General features: G+C 74.4%; 19 protein-coding genes. 8 read left to right on the top strand and 11 right to left on the bottom strand.

Annotated features, from left to right (window positions below):
• On the bottom strand, positions 1-885 hold an 885-nt coding region (locus tag PKA89_RS09030), incomplete at its 3' end, for a C40 family peptidase (protein WP_324418728.1).
• 413 nt (positions 886-1,298) lie between these two features.
• On the opposite strand from PKA89_RS09030, the gene PKA89_RS09035 reads away from it, so the two are divergent.
• Positions 1,299-2,393 carry a serine hydrolase domain-containing protein gene (locus PKA89_RS09035; protein WP_324418729.1) on the top strand — a complete coding sequence of 365 codons (1,095 nt, stop codon included), beginning with the start codon at positions 1,299-1,301 and terminating at the stop codon, positions 2,391-2,393.
• Between the two features lie 67 nt (positions 2,394-2,460).
• On the opposite strand, the gene cysM is transcribed toward PKA89_RS09035, so the two are convergent.
• Entirely contained in the window at positions 2,461-3,348 is an 888-nt protein-coding gene (gene cysM, locus PKA89_RS09040; protein ID WP_349255529.1) for a cysteine synthase CysM, read from the bottom strand.
• Positions 3,349-3,433: 85 nt separating this feature from the next.
• On the opposite strand from cysM, the gene PKA89_RS09045 reads away from it, so the two are divergent.
• The gene (locus PKA89_RS09045; protein ID WP_324418733.1) at positions 3,434-3,886 is read left to right on the top strand and encodes a VOC family protein; all 453 of its coding nucleotides are present in this window, start codon (positions 3,434-3,436) and stop codon (positions 3,884-3,886) included.
• The gene (locus tag PKA89_RS09050) at positions 3,883-4,332 is read left to right on the top strand and encodes a hypothetical protein (RefSeq protein ID WP_324418735.1); all 450 of its coding nucleotides are present in this window, start codon (positions 3,883-3,885) and stop codon (positions 4,330-4,332) included. Before PKA89_RS09045 ends, PKA89_RS09050 begins: the two co-directional genes overlap by 4 nt.
• Before the next feature lie 15 nt (positions 4,333-4,347).
• On the opposite strand, the gene PKA89_RS09055 is transcribed toward PKA89_RS09050, so the two are convergent.
• The 4 genes from PKA89_RS09055 to PKA89_RS09070 all read right to left on the bottom strand — a co-directional run bounded on the left by PKA89_RS09055 (position 4,348) and on the right by PKA89_RS09070 (position 9,689).
• Entirely contained in the window at positions 4,348-4,593 is a 246-nt protein-coding gene (locus PKA89_RS09055) for a hypothetical protein (protein ID WP_324418738.1), read from the bottom strand.
• A gap of 67 nt (positions 4,594-4,660) precedes the next feature.
• Positions 4,661-6,202, bottom strand: coding sequence for a UDP-N-acetylglucosamine 1-carboxyvinyltransferase (locus PKA89_RS09060; RefSeq protein ID WP_324418740.1), 1,542 nt, complete (start codon positions 6,200-6,202; stop codon positions 4,661-4,663).
• 142 nt (positions 6,203-6,344) lie between these two features.
• On the bottom strand, positions 6,345-8,468 hold the full coding sequence (locus tag PKA89_RS09065) for a 3-hydroxyacyl-CoA dehydrogenase NAD-binding domain-containing protein (protein ID WP_324418742.1): 2,124 nt from the start codon (positions 8,466-8,468) through the stop codon (positions 6,345-6,347).
• Between the two features lie 3 nt (positions 8,469-8,471).
• Positions 8,472-9,689, bottom strand: coding sequence for a thiolase family protein (locus PKA89_RS09070; RefSeq protein WP_324418744.1), 1,218 nt, complete (start codon positions 9,687-9,689; stop codon positions 8,472-8,474).
• Between the two features lie 241 nt (positions 9,690-9,930).
• Between PKA89_RS09070 and PKA89_RS09075 the strand changes: the two genes are divergently transcribed.
• Positions 9,931-10,566 carry a pyridoxamine 5'-phosphate oxidase family protein gene (locus PKA89_RS09075; protein ID WP_324418746.1) on the top strand — a complete coding sequence of 212 codons (636 nt, stop codon included), beginning with the start codon at positions 9,931-9,933 and terminating at the stop codon, positions 10,564-10,566.
• On the opposite strand, the gene PKA89_RS09080 is transcribed toward PKA89_RS09075, so the two are convergent.
• From PKA89_RS09080 to PKA89_RS09095, 4 genes are all read right to left on the bottom strand, one after another.
• The gene (locus tag PKA89_RS09080) at positions 10,557-10,958 is read right to left on the bottom strand and encodes a VOC family protein (protein ID WP_324418748.1); all 402 of its coding nucleotides are present in this window, start codon (positions 10,956-10,958) and stop codon (positions 10,557-10,559) included. The genes PKA89_RS09075 and PKA89_RS09080 overlap by 10 nt on opposite strands.
• Positions 10,955-11,251, bottom strand: coding sequence for a helix-turn-helix domain-containing protein (locus PKA89_RS09085; RefSeq protein WP_324418750.1), 297 nt, complete (start codon positions 11,249-11,251; stop codon positions 10,955-10,957). Before PKA89_RS09085 ends, PKA89_RS09080 begins: the two co-directional genes overlap by 4 nt.
• Positions 11,252-11,407: 156 nt before the next feature.
• Positions 11,408-12,643 carry an HRDC domain-containing protein gene (locus tag PKA89_RS09090; protein ID WP_324418752.1) on the bottom strand — a complete coding sequence of 412 codons (1,236 nt, stop codon included), beginning with the start codon at positions 12,641-12,643 and terminating at the stop codon, positions 11,408-11,410.
• 7 nt (positions 12,644-12,650) lie between these two features.
• Entirely contained in the window at positions 12,651-13,235 is a 585-nt protein-coding gene (locus PKA89_RS09095) for a DUF3000 domain-containing protein (RefSeq protein WP_324418754.1), read from the bottom strand.
• Between the two features lie 127 nt (positions 13,236-13,362).
• Here PKA89_RS09095 and PKA89_RS09100 point away from each other — a divergent pair, with 127 nt between their 5' ends.
• Genes PKA89_RS09100 through PKA89_RS09115 form a run of 4 tightly spaced genes read left to right on the top strand, consistent with a single transcriptional unit; the run spans position 13,363 to position 16,305 of the window.
• Positions 13,363-14,187, top strand: a complete 825-nt coding sequence (locus tag PKA89_RS09100) for a DMT family transporter (RefSeq protein ID WP_324418756.1) — start codon at positions 13,363-13,365, stop codon at positions 14,185-14,187.
• 47 nt (positions 14,188-14,234) lie between these two features.
• The gene (gene hemE / locus PKA89_RS09105; RefSeq protein ID WP_324418758.1) at positions 14,235-15,293 is read left to right on the top strand and encodes a uroporphyrinogen decarboxylase; all 1,059 of its coding nucleotides are present in this window, start codon (positions 14,235-14,237) and stop codon (positions 15,291-15,293) included.
• A gap of 38 nt (positions 15,294-15,331) precedes the next feature.
• Entirely contained in the window at positions 15,332-15,787 is a 456-nt protein-coding gene (locus tag PKA89_RS09110; RefSeq protein WP_324418760.1) for a DinB family protein, read from the top strand.
• Positions 15,784-16,305 carry a GNAT family N-acetyltransferase gene (locus PKA89_RS09115; protein ID WP_324418762.1) on the top strand — a complete coding sequence of 174 codons (522 nt, stop codon included), beginning with the start codon at positions 15,784-15,786 and terminating at the stop codon, positions 16,303-16,305. Before PKA89_RS09110 ends, PKA89_RS09115 begins: the two co-directional genes overlap by 4 nt.
• A 12-nt stretch (positions 16,306-16,317) precedes the next feature.
• Here the strand turns inward: PKA89_RS09115 and PKA89_RS09120 are convergent, their stop codons facing one another.
• Positions 16,318-17,313, bottom strand: coding sequence for a DUF4349 domain-containing protein (locus PKA89_RS09120; RefSeq protein WP_324418764.1), 996 nt, complete (start codon positions 17,311-17,313; stop codon positions 16,318-16,320).
• Positions 17,314-17,425 lie beyond the last annotated feature (112 nt).

A 17,425-nucleotide genomic window follows, 5' to 3' on the forward strand; every position in this document is an offset into this window, starting at 1 on the left:
CAAGGTCGCCGCCGCGAGCCTGGCCGGCTCTGCCGCGCTGACGGCGATCACCTCGACGGTGTGGCCGGTCGACGGAGCGTGGACCATCTGCCCGCCACCGGCGTACACGGACACGTGGTGGACCTCGCCGTCGACCGCGTAGAACAGCAGGTCGCCGGGGCGCAGGGCGTCGACTCCCACCGCTACCCCGGCGTCGGCCTGGGGTGCGGCGTCGCGCGGGATCACGACGCCGTGGACGCGATGGACCAGCCAGGTGAGGCCGGAGCAGTCGACCCCGAAGCCGGACGTGCCGGCCCACAGGTACGGCAGCCCGACGAACATCCGTGCCGACCTCACCAGCCCCGCTCCCTCGGGAGGCAGGGCCGCGGCGCCACGCTCGGTGACCGACACGTCTGCCGCCGGGGCACGAAGCACCCGGCCACCGGGCAGGCCGAGGCGGGTCATGGCGCCGACGGAGCCGAGGACGGGCAGTCGCGTCCCGAAGCTCACCTCCATCGCACGGCGACCAGCGGTGTCGTCGTCGTGCAGCCACGCGGTCCGCGACACCACGGTCGCACTCGTGGTGGCCGGTGGCGGCGCGGTGGCGCTGAGCTGCACCAGCGGGACCCATCCCGGGTAGCCGCGAGGGTCGAGTGGGGTGCGTTGGTCCGGCACGACGACCTTGGCGAACCTCCCGCTGACGGCTGTCAGGTGCACTCGGTCACCGAGCAGCGCCTGGGTGTCGGCCCGTCCGACGAGTCCGCGTCGGGCGGTGGTGCCCAGTCCGGACAGCCACGTCCGGATCGCGACCGGGTTCGTCAGCGCGGGCGCGTCGACGTGCCGCGGTGCCCGCGGCGAGCGCCAGATCGTCGCGACGGAGACCGCGACCCACGCGTCGTGACCCACGCTCGGTGGCGACGGGGACGGGCTGGGTGAGGCAGTGTCCGGGGTCCCGCTGGGGGGTGGGCTCGTCTTGGGGGGCGCGGTGGACGCGGAGGAGGATCCGCCGGAGGCGGACGCCGTCATCGCGTGGTCCGGCTGCGCGAGCGTGCATCCGGCGAGCACAGCGAGAGTGACCACCGTCCGGCCCAGTACGCCCAGCCACCTCACTCCTCAAGCATTCGAGGACCTGGCGGGGCTCACGAGACCAGCGGCGTGTTCTGTGCGACACGCCCGGTGGCCGCTGCCCCTGCCTGCGCACCGAGGCGACCCCCGGGCCCGACCGACTGTGGGCGGTCTCACGCGGCTGGGGGTGCGGCCTGCTGCGACACTCGGGGGTGAGCGCCCTTCGCTGGGTGTCCGCCGTTCTGGTGGTCGCCATGGCAGCGGGCTGCGGTGGTGACCGGAGCCGCGACGGTGCGTCGCCGCCGCGGTCGGCAACCGGTCTCGCGCTCCAGTCGCTCCTCGCGGTCGAGCGCGCACGGTTCGGCGCTCCCGGTGCCATCGCGGTGGCTCGGGTCGACGACAGGCGTTGGGCCGTGGCGGACGGGACCGCGGACGCCTCGGGCACGCCGGCCAGTGCCACCGGGACCTTCCGGATCGCGAGCATCACCAAGCCGCTCGTGGCCACCCTGGCGCTGCAGGCGGTCGCTCGGGGGCAGCTCTCCCTCGACGACGACGTCGGGCACCTGCTTCCCGGGGTGGTCCCACTGGAGCCTGCAGTGACCGTCCGGACCCTGCTGAACCACACCAGCGGCATCTTCGACGAGCTGAACGAGGGCGACGCCACGACGGATGCTGCCCGGCTCCGTGATGCCGCCCTGCGGTCCGAAGCCCGACGGCTCATGGCCCAGCGCGCAGCAGGGACGCGCGCCATCGCCTCGGACCGCCTGCTCGTCGCACTGGCCGAGACGCACGACAGGTACTTCCCCCCGGGAAGCGCGTACCACTACAGCAACACCAACTACCAGCTGGCCGCGATGGTGCTCGAGAAGGTCACCGGGCAGTCCTTGAGCACCCTCCTGCGAACCGGGATCGTCGAGCCACTCGGGCTGCAGCACACCACGGTGGCGCCGCCGGACCTCGCCTCCCCCTCCCTGCGCGGATACGTCGTCACCGATGGTGGAGCAGCTCCCGTCGACGTCACCGACGACCTCCTGGCGTTCGGCAACGGGGGCAACGGCGGCGTGCTCTCCACTCCTGACGAGCTCCTGACGATCCTCCGCACGATCGTCACCGCACGCCTCATCCCGCCGGCGCTGGCCGCTGACATGATGAAGCCGGCCATGGGGAACTACGGGCTGGGACTGGCCGTCTACTCCACCCGGTGCGGCAGCTTCCACGGACACGGCGGCGCCGTCAACGGCACCGGCTCCATCGCGATGGTCTCCAGCGACGGTCACGACGGCATCGTCATCGCCCAGAACCTCCTGAGCGACCACGAGCCGACCTGCCTGCGCTCGCCGAGGACATGATCTGCACGGCCATCGGTGGGTGACGAGGCCACCGGGGGGCGAAGCGTTCGATCGACTGGTGACGGCGTCAGGCGGGGAAGACGCCGCTGGAGAGGTAGCGGTCGCCGCGGTCGCAGACCACGAAGACGATCGTCGCCCCCTCGACCTCCTCGGCCACCTGCAGGGCGGTCCAGCACGCCCCGGCCGCGGACACGCCGCCGAAGATGCCCTCCTCGCGGGCCAGCCGGCGGGCCATCTCCTCGGCGTCGGCCTGGGTGACCTCGACGGTCCGGTCGACCGCCGACGGGTCGAAGATCCTCGGCACGTACTCCGGGGGCCACGCGCGGATGCCGGGGATCCTCGACCCCTCCGCGGGCTGGGCCCCGACGACCTGGATGCCGGGGTCGCGCGACTTGAGGAAACGCGAGACCCCGGTGATCGTGCCGGTGGTGCCCATCGCGGACACGAAGTGCGTGATCCGACCGTCGGTCTGGCGCCACAGCTCCGGTCCGGTCCCGGTCTCGTGCGCCCGGGGGTTGTCGACGTTGCCGAACTGGTCGAGGACGTGGCCGCGGCCCTCCCGCGCCATCCGCGTCACGACGTCGCGGGCCTCCTCCATGCCGCCGTCGGCCGGGGTGAGGACGAGCTCGGCGCCGTACGCCCGCATCGTCTGGATCCGTTCGGTGGAGGCGTCCTCGGGCATGACGATGACCAGGGGGTAGCCGCTGATCGCGGCCGCCATCGCCAGCCCGATCCCCGTGTTGCCGGACGTCGCCTCCAGGAGGGTGTCGCCGGGCGCGATCTCCCCGCGCTGCTCGGCGCCCCGGATCATGCTGATCGCCGGCCGGTCCTTGACCGAGCCCGCCGGGTTGTTCCCCTCGAGCTTGGCGAGCAGGACGTTGCCGCGGCGCTCGTTCGCCGGTCCCGGCAGCCGCTGCAGCCGCACCAGCGGGGTTCCGCCGATGACGTCCTCCATCGTGGGGTACACCGGCGGGTTGCTCACGGGCGGTGAGTCTACGGCGCCGCTCACCGGGGGGCCGCCACCGCTCTACGCTGGCCGGATGATCACGAACCGGTCGGCGCCCCACGCACGGGTCGTTCCCGTGCTGGTCGTCGCGGACGTCCGAGCGGCGGTGGCCTGGTACTGCGAGGTCCTGGGGTTCGTCGAGCACGTGCGCATCGGCGAGCGGCACCGCGCCCAGCTCGGGCTGCCCGACGGGCCGGCCGCCGAGCTCGTCGTCGCCGAGGTCCGCCCGGGACGGCGGACACCGACGCAGACCCGCTCGCACCAGGTGATGCTCAAGGTCGAGGACGTCGCCGCCGTGGTCGCGGAGGCGGTGGCACGCGGAGCCACGGTCGCGGACCCGCAGCACGACTGGGAGTACGGCGAGCGGCAGGCGACGGTCGACGACCCGTTCGGGCACCAGTGGGTGCTCAACCAGACGCTCGTCGACACGGCGCCCGAGGAGTGGGGCGGCGAGGCCGTGACACCGCGCCCCGGCGACCGGCGATGAGCCGGCCGGGCGACGCCACGGACCCGGCGGCCGAGCGTCGTCGTCAGGCTCGGGAGAACGCCGAGTACCACCACGCGGCCGCCGCGCGGGCGGCCGAGGCCGAGGCCCGGCGGACGGCGCCGATGGTCGCGGAGTTCGCCGCCGCGATGCGCGCCGCGGGCGTCGAGCCCACGCGGCTGCGCGCCCGCCCCTACAGCGGCAGCGGGACGCTGCGGACCGACGTCGAGGGGTGGTACGTGCGTCGCGACCACCGGGCGGCGGTCGGGACCGACGGCCTCTGGTACGTCCTCGTCGTCGCGCCGAGCCTGCGCGGACGGCTGACCGGCGTCCACGTCGACCCGAGCGACGCGCCGCTCCAGGTCGGGGCCGGTGGCCGGGACGGGGACTCGGTGGCGCTCGAGGTCCTGCTCCGGCTCAGGCGCGAGGCCGGCCCGGACTTCCCCTGACGGCTCGCGGCGAGGTCAGCCGGCCGCGGAGCGGGGGTGGCGGCCGAGGTCGTAGCCCTCGGCGAGCCCGCTGACGAGCACCTCGACGAGCTCGGGCACGTCGTCGGGGTCGACCCGCACCGTGGCGACGCACACGTTCTCGCGCCAGACCGACAGGACGACGACCCCTGCCTCGTGGTGCCACGTGGCCCGCAGCGCGCGTCCCTCGCCGCGGGTGTCGGTGACGACCCCGCTGCGTCCCGCGCCGGACGTGCGCTCCATGACGAGAGTGTGCGCCGACGGGTGGTCCCCTGTCGAGGCTCGGGAGCGGCCGGCCGAACCCCGACCGTCAGATGTCGCGGAAGGTCTCGATCGTCGCGCCGAGGGCGTTGAGGCGCTCGGCGAGGTCCTCGTACCCACGGTTGATGACGTAGACGTTGCGCAGCACCGAGGTGCCGGGCGCGGCGAGCATGGCGAGCAGGACGACGACGCCCGGGCGCAGCGCCGGCGGGCACATCACCTCGGCCGCGCGCCACTTCGGCGTCGGGCCGGTGATCATCACCCGGTGCGGGTCGAGCAGCTGCACCTGGGCGCCGATCTTGGTCAGCTCGGTGAGGTAGATGGCGCGGTTCTCGTAGACCCAGTCGTGGATCATCGTCGTCCCGTCGGCACACGCCGCGATGAGCGCGAAGAACGGCAGGTTGTCGATGTTGAGGCCGGGGAACGGCATCGGCGCGATCTTGTCGACCGGCGCGGTGAGCGGGCCCGGGTGGATCGTGAGGTCGACCAGCCGCGTGTGCCCGTTGTTCGCGAGGTACTCCTCGGTCGTGTCGAACGTCAGGCCCATCTCCTCGAGGGTGGCCAGCTCGATCTCGAGGAACTCGATCGGGACCCGCTCGACGGTGATCGTCGACTCGGTGACGACGGCCGCGGCGATGAGGCTCATCGCCTCGATGGGGTCCTCGGACGGGAAGTACTCGATGTCGGTGTCGACCCGGCCGACGCCGGTGACCGTCAGCGTCGTCGAGCCGATGCCCTCGATGCGGACGCCGAGGCCCTGGAGGAAGAAGCAGAGGTCCTGGACCATGTAGTTCGGGGACGCGTTGCGGATGACCGTCGTGCCCTCGTACCGCGCCGCGGCGAGCAGCACGTTCTCGGTGACGGTGTCGCCGCGCTCGGTGAGCACGATGGCGCGGTGCGGGTGCCGCTCACGGTCGACGACCGACTCGTAGAAGCCGTGCGTCGCGGTGACGTCGAGGCCGAAGTGGCGCAGGGCCGACAGGTGCGGCTCGACGGTGCGCGTGCCGAGGTCGCAGCCCCCCGCGTACGGCAGGCGGAAGGTGTCGTACTCGGCGAGCAGGGGGCCGAGGAACATGATGACGGTGCGGGTGCGCCGGGCGGCCTCGACGTCGATGCCGGCGAGGTCGAGCCGGGCCGGCGGGACGATCTCGAGGTCGTTGCTGTCCGGGAGCCAGCGCACGCGCACGCCGATCGAGGTGAGCACCTCGATGATCCGGTTGACCTCCTCGATGCGGGCGAGGTTGCGCAGCGTGGTGCGGCCCTTGTTGAGCAGGCTCGCGCAGAGCAGCGCGACGGCGGCGTTCTTGCTCGTCTTGACCGGGATCGAGCCCGAGAGCTTCTTGCCGCCGACGATCCGCAGGTGCTGGGGACCGGAGTGGCCGAGGGAGACGAACTCGCTGTCGAGCTTCTCGCCGACCCGGGCGAGCATCTCGAGCGAGAGGTTCTGCTTGCCCTGCTCGATGCGCGCGACGGCACTCTGGCTCGTGCCGAGGAGGTCCGCGAGCTCGCTCTGGGTGAGCCCCTGGTGGCGTCGGGCGTCCCGGATGAGGGTCCCGATGCGGGTCAGGTAGGTGTCGCTGGTCGTCGTCACGTCGACCATCGTAGATCACATGTGAGATAAAGCCAGTTTCCGGGGCGGTCGCTCTCAGCGCGTCCTTCGGCACCGTCCCGACCTGCGACGACGGCACGGACCGCAGCGGTCCGTGCCGTCGTCGGGCGGCGCACCGGGTCGCTCAGGCCGTGGCGGGGACGCTCGCGACACCGTGCGGGAGGACGCGCCGGCCGAGCACCCGCTCGGTGACGCCCTCGCGGTCCAGCAGGGGGATGATCCCGCCGTTCCAGAACTGGAAGCCGGCGCCGGTGATCATCGCGAGGTCGATGTCCATCGGGGCCTCGACGACGCCCTCGGCGAGCATCAGGCCGACCTCCTCGGCGATGGCGCCGAGGACGCGTGCCCGGACCTCCTCGACCGAGAGCTCGACCGGGGCGGCCGGCCTCTCGCGCAGCGCCTCGACCTCGGGGTCGGGGACGGGGCGACCGCGCTCGTCGGTGGCGTAGTACCCACGCTTGCCGGCCTCGACGATGCGCCGCAGGGTCGGCGAGACGAAGAACCGGTCGCCGAACGCCCGGTGCAGGGTCTCGCTGTTGTGCAGGGCGATCGCCGGCCCGACCAGCCCGAGGAGGACGAAGGGTGGCATGGGCGCGAGACCGGCCACGGCGCGGTCGGCGACCTCCACCGGCGTGCCCTCGTCGACGACGCGGGAGTACTCGCCCATGAAGCGGCCCAGCAGCCGGTTGACGACGAACGACGCGGAGTCCTTCGAGCGGATGCAGGTCTTCTTCAGACCCTTGCCGACCGCGAAGCCGGTGGCGAGGGTGGCCTCGTCGGTGTGCTCGCCGGGGATGACCTCGAGCAGCGGCATGACCGCGACCGGGTTGAAGAAGTGCAGCCCGACGACCCGCTCGGGGTGCTGCAGCCCGCTCGCCATCTCGGTGATCGACAGGGACGAGGTGTTCGTCGCGAGGACGCACTCCGGGGTGACGACGGCCTCGACCTCGGCGAACACCTGCTGCTTGACCGACATCTCCTCGAAGACCGCCTCGATGACGAGGTCGGCGTCGGCGAAGCCGTCCTTGCTCGTCGAGCCCGTCACGAGGCCCTTGAGGAAGGACGCCTTGTCGGGGGAGAGGCGGCGCTTGGCGAGCAGGCCGTCGACCTCGGCGTGCACGTAGCCGACGCCCTTGGCCACCCGCTCCTCGTCGAGGTCGGTCATGACGACCGGCACACCGAGGCGGCGCGCGAACAGCAGCGCGAGCTGGCTGGCCATGAGGCCGGCGCCGACGACGCCGACCTTGGTCACCGGGCGGGCGAGGGCCCTGTCGGGGGCGCCCGCCGGCCGCTTGGCCCGCTTCTGGACGAGGTCGAAGGCGTAGAGGCCGGCCCGCAGCTCGTCGGACATGATGAGGTCGCCGAGCGCCTCGTCCTCGGCCGCGAAGGCCTCCTCACGTGTCGCGGTCCGCGCAGCGCGCACGAGCTGGACCGCCCGCAGCGCGCCGGGCGCCCGGCCGGCCGTCTTCGCGAGGACGATCTTCCCGGCCCGGTCGCACGCGGCGTCCCAGGCCTCGGGGGAGCGGTCGACCTCGGCGCGCTCGACGGTGACGGCGCCGGTGAGCACCCCGGCCGCCCAGCGCAGCGAGTCCTCGAGGAAGTCGGCCGGCTCGAGGAGCACGTCGCCGATGCCGAGTCCGACGACCTCCTTCGCCCCGAGCATCCGGTTCTGCGACAACGGGTTCTCGATGACGACCTTGAGGGCCGCCTCCGCCCCGACGAGGTTCGGCAGGAGCCAGCAGCCACCCCAGCCGGGGACGAGGCCGAGGAAGGTCTCGGGCAGGGCGAACGCCGGCACGCCGGCCGAGACCGTGCGGTGGTCGGCGGAGAGGGCGAGCTCGACGCCACCGCCCATCGCCGCCCCGTTGACGAACGCGAACGTCGGGACCGGCAGGTCCATGAGCGTCGCGAAGGCGCGGTGGCCGGCCTGCGCGATCTCGACGGCCTGGCCGCGCTCGGTGACGTAGGGGATGCCGGACAGGTCGGCGCCGACCGCGAAGACGAACGGCTTGCCGGTGACGCCGACGGCCTGGATCTCGCCGGCCTCGGCGCGGGCCCGCAGGCCGTCGAGGGCGGCCTGCAGGCCGGCGATCCCCTCCGGGCCGAAGGTGTTCGGGCGGGTGTGGTCCTTGCCGTTGTCGAGGGTGACCAGGGCGAGGGTGCCGGCGCCGCCGGGGAGCTCGACGTCCTGCACCGGGGTGCGGGTGACGACCTCGGCGGGCAGGGCGGGGGCCTGGGTGGTGGTCATGGCTCAGGCGTCCTTCCGGTCGTCGGCGGGGGAGTGGTGGGGGTTCTCCCAGATGACGGCGCCGCCCATCCCGAGGCCGATGCACATCGCGGTGAGGCCGTAGCGCACCTCGGGATGCTCCTCGAAGTGGCGGGCCAGCTGGGTCATGAGGCGCACGCCGGAGGAGGCGAGCGGGTGGCCGGTGGCGATCGCGCCGCCCCACGGGTTGACCCGCTCGTCGTCGTCGGCGATGCCGAAGTGGTCGAGGAAGGAGAGCACCTGGACGGCGAAGGCCTCGTTGAGCTCGAAGAGCCCGATGTCCTCGATGCCCAGGCCGGCCTTGGCGAGCGCCTTCTCGGTGGCCGGCACCGGGCCGATGCCCATCACCTCGGGCTCGACGCCGACGAAGGCGTAGGACACGAGGCGCATCCGGACGGGGAGACCGAGCTCGTCGGCTGCGGCCCGGCTCGCGAGGAGGCAGGCGGTCGCGCCGTCGTTGAGGCCGGCGGCGTTGCCCGCGGTGACGTTGCCGTGCGGGCGGAACGGCGTCCTCAGGGCGGCGAGCTCCTCGAGCGTCGTGCCCGGTCGCGGCGGCTCGTCCGCGGTGGCCAGGCCCCAGCCCTTCTCGACGTGGCGGGTCGCCACGGGCACGAGGTCGGGCTGCACCTTGCCGGCCGCGTAGGCGGCGGCGAGCTTGCGCTGGCTGGCGACCGCGAACGCGTCCGAGCGCTCCTTGGTCAGCTGCGGGAAGCGGTCGTGGAGGTTCTCGGCGGTCTTGCCCATGACGAGGGCCGACTCGTCGACGAGGCGCTCGGCGACGATCCGCGGGTTGGGGTCGACGCCCTCACCCATCGGGTGCCGCCCCATGTGCTCGACGCCTCCGGCGATCGCGACGTCGATGGCCCCGACGCCGATCGCGGAGGACACGGTCGTCACGGCGGTCATCGCACCGGCGCACATCCGGTCGATCGAGTAGCCGGGGGTCGTCGTCGGCAGTCCGGAGAGCAGGCCGGCGAGGCGGCCGAGGGTCAGGCCCTGGTCGCCGATCTGGGTCGTCGCGGCGATCGCGACCTCCTCGACCCGCTCCTTGGGGAGCTCGGGGTGGCGGCGCAGCAGCTCGCGGACGCACTTGATGACGAGGTCGTCGGCACGGGTCTGGGCGTACATGCCCTTCTCACCGGCCTTGCCGAACGGGGTGCGGACGCCGTCGACGAAGACGACCTCCTGGAGCTCACGGGGCACGAGGTGGCCTCCCTGGTCGGGGACGGGGCGTGGACCGGCGCAGGGCCGGGCTCCGACGATCGTACTAAGCAAGCGCTCAGTCAGACAGCGGCGGCCGGGTGAGCACCGTCACGCCCCTGCGTCATCGCGGGCTACACCGCAGTAAGTGTCGTCATGGCGACGCTTACTGCGCTGTAGCCCGGTACCGACGCGGATGTCAGGGCCGGGCGCCGCGGTCTGCGGGGGGCCTACGCTGCGGAGCATGGACGACACCTCGTGGACCACCGTCGAGGACTCGGAGAGCCTCACCGCGCTGCTCGGCGAGCCGGCGCAGCGCGCCCGGGACAAGGAGCGCGACCACCTCCTCGACATCGACCGGGCCTGGCTCGCCGCGTCGCCGTTCTGCGTGCTCGCGACCGCCGGAGCGGACGGCACGTGCGACGCCTCGCCCAAGGGCGACCCCGTCGGCTCGCTCGTCCACGTGCTCGACGATCGCACCATCGCCGTGGCCGAGCGGCCGGGCAACCGACGGGTCGACGGCTACCGCAACGTCCTCGAGAACCCGCACGTCGGCCTGCTCTTCCTCGTGCCCGGCCGCGGCGACACGCTGCGCGTCAACGGCCGGGCGCGCCTGGTCTCCGACGCGCCCTTCCTCGACGAGATGGTCGTCCGCGGCCACCGCCCGGTGCTCGCCCTCGTCGTCGAGGTCGAGCAGGTGTTCTTCCACTGCTCCAAGGCGTTCCTCCGCTCGGGACTGTGGGACCCCGAGGGATGGGCGCCCGACGGCAGCGTGCCGCGGCGGGCGGTCATCGCCCACGAGGTCGAGCCGGACGGACGGAGCATCGAGGAGCTCGACGCCTACTACGGCCCGTCCTACGCCGACGGTCTCTACGGCTGAGGGTCCGGCGCGGGGGCCATGAGCTGGACGAGGTTGCCGCAGGTGTCGTCGAGGACGGCGGTGACGACCGGGCCCATGGCCGTCGGCGGCTGGGTGAAGGTGACCCCGAGGCCGGTGAGCCGGCGGTGCTCGGCCTCGACGTCCGCGACCGAGAGCACCGCGACGGGGATGCCGTCGGCGGCCATCGCCTCCTGGAAGGCCACGGCCGCCGGGTGGGCGTTCGGCTCGAGCACGAGCTCGACGCCGTCCGGGGCCTCGGGGCTGACGACGGTGAGCCAGCGGTGCTCGCCGAGCGGGACGTCGTGCTTGGTCGTGAGGCCGAGGACGCCGGTGTAGAAGTCCTGGGCCTTCTGCTGGTCGTCGACGAACACGCTGGTCAGGGCGATCTTCACGGGTCGTTCCTCTCGTCGTGGCGGGCCCAGCGCTCCCGGAGGGGGCGCAGGGGGGTGGTGTCGAGGTCGTGCAGCCGGTAGCGGCCCTCGCGGCGGACCCGGACCAGGCCGGCGGCCGCGAGGACGTCGAGGTGCTGGGAGATGGCCTGGCGGCTCGAGCCGATGCCGAGGGTCGCCATCCGGGAGCAGAGCTCGAACAGGGTCTGCCCGTCCCGCGCGACGAGGGCGTCGAGCAGGGCCCGCCGGGTGGAGTCGGCGAGGGCCCGGAACACCTCGTCCGCGCCGTCGTCCACGGCGGTGACAATAGGCAAGCGATCACTTGCCTGTCAAGAGGTTCGGACCCGCCTCCACCCGGGTTGCCCACGCTTCACCCGAGAACGGTTCCGGGGTGAAGCGCGGCCGTATCGGGTGACCCGATACGCGTGTGACTGGTGGGGAGGGTTTCGCGCTCAGGCGCCGGGGTGGGCGTCGAACGCGGCGACGAGCATCGGCGCCACGATGTCGGCCTGCCACCGGCGCACGCCGAGGCCCGCGAGGGCGGCCCGGAAGCCGTCGAGGTCGCGCTGCTCGGGCGGGCTCCAGACCACGCGGCGCAGGGGGTCGGGGGAGCAGACGTTCTCGACCGGGATGGTGTGCTCGGCGGCGAACGCGGTCAGCGCGGTCCGGGTGGCCCCGAGGCGCTCGGCCGCGACCGGGTTCTTGTCGGCCCAGACTCGCGGCGGCGGCGGGCCGTCCGAGGGCAGGGTGCGCGGCGGCAGCTCGTCCTCGGGGAGGGTGACCGCGCGCTCGACCGCCTCGACCCACTGCCGCCCGTACCGCTTGATGGCCCGGTGGCCGGACGGCAGCGCCGCGGTGTCGCGCGGCAGCGCCTTGGCGATCTCGACGAGCGCGGCGTCCGGGAGCACGCGCCCGACCGAGGTGTCGCGGTCGCGGGCGATGGCGTCGCGGGCGTACCAGAGCTCGCGGACGACGCCGACGCCACGACGGGAGCGCAGCGTGTTGATGCCGGAGGTGCGCCGCCACGGGTCGACCCGCTCGACCGGCGTCCAGTCGAGGAGGGCGGCGAACTCCTGCCGGGCCCACTCGTCCTTGCCCTGGGCCGCGAGGTCGACGCCCATGAGGTTGCGCAGCTCCCCGAGCACCTCGACGTCGAGCGCCGCGTAGCGCAGCCACGGGTCGGGCAGCGGCCGGGTCGACCAGTCGACGGCCGAGTGCTCCTTGGCGAGGCGCAGCCCGAGGTAGTGCTCGACGACGGCGGCGAGGCCGACCCGCGGCAGCCCGAGGATGCGGGCCGCGAGCTCGGTGTCGAACAGCTGGCGGGGCCGCAGGCCGACCTCGGCGAGGCACGCGAGGTCCTGGGTGGCGGCGTGGAGGATCCACTCCGCGGGCCCGATCGCGGCGTCGAGCGGTGAGAGGTCGGGCACCGCGATGGGGTCGACGAGCCACGTGCCGGAGCCCTCGCGGCGGAGCTGGACGAGGTAGGCGCGCTGGCCGTACCGGTACCCGGACGCGCGCTCGGCGTCGATGGCGACCGGCCCGACCCCGGCCGTGACGGCGCGGGCGGCCTCGTCGAGGGCGCGCTCGGACTCGACGACGGCGGGGACGCCCTCGGCCGGCTCCTCGAGCGGGACCGGCTGCTCGACCTCGACCGCGGGGCCGTCGGCGGGGGTGGTGTCGGGGCTCATCCGCGGGTCACCGGCGCGGCCCGGGCAGGGCGACGACGCCCTCGGGGAGCGGGGGCAGCCCGGCGATCGTGCACAGCAGGTCCGACCACGCGAGCAGGTGCTCGCCGGCCTCGGGGCCGAGCGGGGTCCACGACGCGCGCAGCTCCATCTCGACGCTGGCCGGGCGGTCCGAGAGGCCCCCGAAGGACTCCGACACGACGCGGGTCACCGTGCCCGCCTCGGCGGTGAACGGCACGCCCCGGCCCTCGAGCGCGTCGGTGAGCCAGCTCCAGCCCACCTCGCCGAGCAGCGGCTCGGCCGCGAACTCGGGCTCGAGCTCGGCCCGGGCGAAGGTCACCGCGCGCCACTGGCCGCCCCAGGGCTCGGGCTCGGAGGGGTCGTGGAGGAGGACGAACCGCCCGGACGCGAGCTCGGCGTCGGGGTCGTGGGGGTCGACGACGTCGGCGGTGAGCGCGACGGCGTGCGGGGCGATGCGCTGGGGCGCCGGGACCTCGGTGAGCCGGATCTCCGGGCGCAGGCGGGCACGGTGCAGCTCCTCGAGTGCCCGGGCGAACTCCGGGGACTCCCGCCCGGTCACGGTGCTGCGTGCCACGTGGAGCAATGTAGGCCGACCTTCGCGCCGAGGCGGGCAGGGCGCGCCGGGCGCGCCCCGACGCGTCGAGCCCGCGCGTGGCCGGACCCGACGGCGGGGCCGGTGGGCGCTGGCCTAGCCTGCGGACGTGGTCACCCTGCTCGCCCTCGGCTCCTCGCTCGTCTGGGGGACCTCCGACTTCTTCGCCGGGCTCGCCTCCCGGCGCCGGCCGGCCGTCGCCGTCGTCGGCTGGACCCAGGGCCTGGCCCTCCTCGTCGTCACCGCCGTCGTGCTCCTGCGGTGGGACACGGTGAGCTTCACCGGCTGGCCGCTGTGGTCGGTCGCGGCCGGGCTCGCCGGGATGACCGGGCTCGTCTGCTTCTACTCCGCGCTGTCCAGCGGCACGATGGGCGTCGTCGCCCCGATCGCGGCGCTCGGTGTCGTCGTCCCCGTCGTCCTCGGAGTCGCGAGCGGGGACACGCCCTCGCCGTGGGCCTGGGCCGGGATGGCCGTCGCGGTCGCCGGGGTCACCCTGGCGAGCGGCCCCGAGCTGAGCGGCGCCGTCTCGCCGCGGCCGGTGCTCCTCGCCGCGGTGGCGGCCGTCGGGTTCGGGCTCGCGCTGTTCTGCCTCGACCGGGGGGCGCGCGAGTCGACCCTGCTCACGCTCTGGGGGATGCGGATCACCTCGGTCGCCATCCTCCTCGTCGTCGCGCTCGCCGCCCGCTCGACCGGCGGCGTCACGCCGCGCGAGCTGCCCGGCCTGCTGCTCATCGGGTGTGGGGACCTCGGGGCCAACCTGCTCTTCGGGCTCGCGTCCTCGCGCGGCCAGGTGAGCATCGCGTCGGTCCTCGGCTCGCTCTACCCCGTCGTCACCACCCTCCTCGCCCGCGTCGTCATCGGCGAGCGGCTGCGTCGCGTCCAGCAGGTCGGCGTCGTCCTCGCGGTCGGCGGGGCGGTCCTCATCGCGGCCTGAGCCGGCGGGCCGTCCGGGCGGTCCCCACCGGATGGGAGGATCGGCTCGTGACGACCTCCCCGCCCCCGGCCGCCGCTCCCGCCTCCGACTCCACCCTCGTCCGGGCCGCCCGAGGCCTGCCCGTGGCCCACACCCCGGTGTGGTTCATGCGCCAGGCCGGTCGCTCGCTGCCCGAGTACCGGAAGGTCCGCGAGGGCGTCGGGATGCTCGAGTCGTGCCGTCGGCCGGACCTCGTCACCGAGATCACCCTCCAGCCGGTGCGTCGGCACGGCGTGGACGCCGCGATCTTCTTCTCCGACATCGTCGTCCCGCTCGCCGCCGTCGGCGTGGACCTCGACATCGTGCCCGGCGTCGGCCCGGTCGTCGCCGAGCCCGTGCGCACCCGCGCCGACCTCGAGCGGCTGCGCGACCTCGTGCCCGAGGACGTCCCGGACATCACCGAGTCGGTGCGGATGCTCGTCGCCGAGCTCGGCGCGACGCCGCTCATCGGGTTCGCCGGGGCACCCTTCACGCTCGCGTCCTACCTCGTCGAGGGAGGTCCGTCGCGCACCCACGAGCGCACCAAGGCCCTCATGCACGGGGACCCGGGGCTCTGGCACGACCTCTGCGCCCGGCTGGCCCGGATCTCCGGGGCGTTCCTGAGGGTGCAGGCCTCGGCCGGGGCCTCGGCGGTCCAGCTGTTCGACTCCTGGGCCGGAGCGCTGAGCCGCGCCGACTACACGCGGTTCGTCGCCGAGCACTCGGCCACGGTGCTCGCCGCCGTCGCCGACCTCGACGTGCCACGCATCCACTTCGGCGTCGGCACCGGTGAGCTGCTGACCCTCATGGGGGAGGCGGGCGCCGAGGTCGTCGGCGTCGACCACCGGGTGTCGCTCACCGACGCCCTCGAGCGCACCGGCGGCCGCTGGGCGCTGCAGGGCAACCTCGACCCCGCCCTGCTCTTCGCCCCGTGGGAGCCGCTCGAGCAGCGCGTGCGCGAGATCGTCGAGGAGGGCCGCGCCGCGCCGGGGCACGTGTTCAACCTCGGCCACGGGGTGCCGCCGTCGGCCGACCCGGACGTCCTGACCCGCGTCGTCGCACTCGTCCACGAGGTGTCGGCCCGCTGACCCTCGACCCCGCGGTCCTCGCGGCCGGCGAGAAGGCGATGCTCGAGGCGTTCATCGACGAGCACCGGGCCGGGCTGCGCGCCTGCCTCGACGGGCTGACCGAGGAGCAGGCCAGGCGTCGGCTCGTCCCGTCGGCGACGACCCTCCTCGGGCTGGTCAAGCACGCCACCTTCGTCGAGCGGGTCTGGTCGGAGGAGGCGGTGCTGCGGCGCGACCGGGTCGACCTCGGTCTGCCCGCCGCGGCCGAGGACTCCTTCGTGCTCACCGCCGACGACACCGTGGCGTCCGTCCTCGCGGAGCACGCCGCCGCCTGCGACGCGGCCCGGTCGATCTGCGCGGACGTCGGGCTCGACGAGCTCGTCCTCGGCAACCGCCGCGGTCCGCTGCCCCTGCGCTGGGTCTGGCTGCACCTGCTGCGCGAGCTGGCCCAGCACGAAGGGCACGCCGACATCCTCCGCGAGCAGGTGCTCGCCGCCGACGCGCCGACCGGGTGAGCAGACCCGCCGGACCGCGGACCCCGACCCTCGAGGGCAACGGGCTGCGGCTGCTCGCCGTGGGTCCGCAGCACGCGGCGGAGATGGCCGACGTCCTCGGGGACCCGTCCCTGTACGCCTTCACCGGTGGGTCGGCGCCGGACGCCGGCGCACTGCGCGACCGCTACGCCCGTCAGGCCGAGGGATCGCCGGACCCGGCGGAGGAGTGGCACACGTGGGTGGTCGAGGACGTCGCTGCCGGGCGGCTCGTCGGGTTCGTCCAGGCGACGGTGACCGACCACGGCCGGACCGCCGAGCTCGCGTGGGTGGTCGGCGTGCCGTGGCAGCGACGCGGGCTCGCCCGCCGGGCCGCGACGCTGGTGCTCGACGAGGTCCGGCGACGCGGCGTCCACCGGGCCGTGGCGCACGTGCGTCCGGGTCACCGGCCCTCGGAGCGGGTCGCCGCGGCCCTCGGGATGGGGCCGACCGACGTCGAGGTCGACGGCGAGACGCGGTGGGCCCTCGACCTCGTGCCGTGACCGGCCCGGACGTCAGGCGCTCGGCGCGGCCGGCGGGGTGGGTGCGGCGACGGGGGTCACGCCGGCGCGGCGGCGACGCCACCACGCGAGCAGCGGGAGGACGACGACGGCTGCGGCCACGCCGAACGGCAGCAGCGCGCCGAGGAGCGTGAGGACGAGCTGCACCGAGCGGGTGAACGCGTCCCAGCCGGCGGTGAGGCCGGCGACGAAGCCGGTCGGGTCCTCGGCGGGCGCGGTCTCGGCGCCGGGGGTGCTCAGCCGGACCGTGACCGGCGAGAGCGACACCTGGTCGTCGAGCGCGGCGAGCTGCTGCTCGAGGGCCTCGAGGTCGGCCTGCCGGCGGGACAGCTCGGCCTCGAGGTTGACGACGTCGGCCAGCTTGTCCGCCTTGCCCATCAGCGCGCGGACCCGTTCGACGCTCGCCCGCATCGTCTCCACGCGGGCGCTCGTGTCGACGTACTGCGCGGTGACGTCGTCGGTGCTCGACTGCCGGGAGAGGACGGTGCCGACCCTGGCGACCTCGTCGAGGGTGGCGTCGAGCTTGGCGGTCGGCACCGAGATGGTCAACGTGCCCCAGGCCGCGCCGCGGGTGTCGCGCGCGGGGCCGGGGCTGCTCGAGACCTCCTCGGCGACGACGAGCCCGCCGGCCCCGGTGGCGATGCCGCGCAGTGCCGAGGCGGCCTTCGGCACGTCCTTCACCTCGAGGGCGACGTCGGCCCGGCGGGCGAGCTTGCGCTGCGCCACGGCCGCGGCGACCGAGGTGGTGTCCGTGCCGGTCGCCCGGCGGGTGCCGTTCGCCGAGGTGGCGGCGTCCGCCGCCTTGTCAGGCGCCGGGACGGCGGTCGAGTCCTCGGCGCCGGCCGACCCGGGGGAGACCGCTGCGGCGCCGCCGGCGGCGGAGTCCCCGCTGCTCCCCCCGCTGCACGCCCCGAGGGCGCTGACGGCGAGGGCTCCCGCGGCGAGGGCCGCGGCGAGGCGGCGGGACGGGGGACGGGTGCTGGCGCTCACGGTGACTCCTTCGTCGGTGGCTCGGTCGAGCGTTCGGCGCCGCCCGGGCCGCCGGAGTTCCCGGTCCCGCGTCTCGATCCGGTCACGAGTGCGCCTCGGGCCGGTCACGCGG

It is taken from the genome of Phycicoccus sp. (assembly GCF_035325325.1).
GTDB lineage: Bacteria > Actinomycetota > Actinomycetes > Actinomycetales > Dermatophilaceae > Phycicoccus.

Excerpts from the sequence above, each read along its gene's own strand:
- PKA89_RS09090 (WP_324418752.1), bottom strand. The coding sequence starts at position 12,643 with ATGAGCCCCGACACCACCCCCGCCGACGGCCCCGCGGTCGAGGTCGAG.
- PKA89_RS09075 (WP_324418746.1), top strand. The coding sequence starts at position 9,931 with ATGGACGACACCTCGTGGACCACCGTCGAGGACTCGGAGAGCCTCACC.
- PKA89_RS09035 (WP_324418729.1), top strand. The coding sequence starts at position 1,299 with ATGGCAGCGGGCTGCGGTGGTGACCGGAGCCGCGACGGTGCGTCGCCG.
- cysM (WP_349255529.1), bottom strand. The coding sequence starts at position 3,348 with ATGGAGGACGTCATCGGCGGAACCCCGCTGGTGCGGCTGCAGCGGCTG.
- PKA89_RS09110 (WP_324418760.1), top strand. The coding sequence starts at position 15,332 with ATGCTCGAGGCGTTCATCGACGAGCACCGGGCCGGGCTGCGCGCCTGC.
- PKA89_RS09055 (WP_324418738.1), bottom strand. The coding sequence starts at position 4,593 with ATGGAGCGCACGTCCGGCGCGGGACGCAGCGGGGTCGTCACCGACACC.
- PKA89_RS09050 (WP_324418735.1), top strand. The coding sequence starts at position 3,883 with ATGAGCCGGCCGGGCGACGCCACGGACCCGGCGGCCGAGCGTCGTCGT.
- PKA89_RS09045 (WP_324418733.1), top strand. The coding sequence starts at position 3,434 with ATGATCACGAACCGGTCGGCGCCCCACGCACGGGTCGTTCCCGTGCTG.
- PKA89_RS09065 (WP_324418742.1), bottom strand. The coding sequence starts at position 8,468 with ATGACCACCACCCAGGCCCCCGCCCTGCCCGCCGAGGTCGTCACCCGC.